The organism is Paenibacillus sp. A3, assembly GCF_001399685.1.
Classification (GTDB): domain Bacteria; phylum Bacillota; class Bacilli; order Paenibacillales; family NBRC-103111; genus Paenibacillus_G.
In genome coordinates, this window is record NZ_JTHN01000436.1 from 1 (window position 1) to 583 (window position 583).

Genomic DNA, 583 nt, shown 5'->3' on the forward strand with positions numbered 1-583 from the left:
TTGCCGTCGTCGGGCTGATGTTTTTCCTGGCGATCACCATTGTAATTGCCGCAGGCAACGTATCCGTCATGATGCGCTGAACCGCGCCCTGCGAAGGAGAGGATGACGATGGACTTCCTGAGCGGGTGGCTCAAGTCGATCGTCATGGTCATCTTGCTCGCCACCTTCGTCGACCTGCTGCTGCCGAACCAGTCGATGCAGCGCTACGTCAAAACCGTGATCGGCCTGTTCCTGCTGCTTGCGCTGCTGCAGCCGCTCTTCTCGCTGCTTGGCCAGCGGTCGCAATTGGATGATCGCGTCAAGGATGCGCTGTTCAAAAGCGGAGCGGCGAGCCCGGAATGGCCGGCGGGCGGGGGAAGCGGAGAGGTCGAGTCGCTGCCCGTCACCCTGCAGCGGGCCGAAGCGCTGAAAGTCAAGCAGCAGGAGCAATCTCGCAAGCTGGTGGAGGCGCAGGCTGCTGATCTGATGAAGCGAAGCATCGAGCAGAAGGCCGGGGTGAAGGTGCGAAGCATTCAAGTGGAGACCGCCGCCGATAGCGAAGGTCAGCTTGTCATCCGCAGCGTCTCCCTCTCCTTGGAACCGC

General features: G+C 61.6%; 1 protein-coding gene. It reads left to right on the forward strand.

Annotation, left to right across the window (positions count from 1 at the left end; genetic code table 11):
* Positions 1-108: 108 nt before the first annotated feature.
* A partial coding sequence (gene spoIIIAF, locus QJ48_RS35220; RefSeq protein ID WP_063858231.1) for a stage III sporulation protein AF occupies positions 109-583 on the forward strand: 475 nt, incomplete at its 3' end.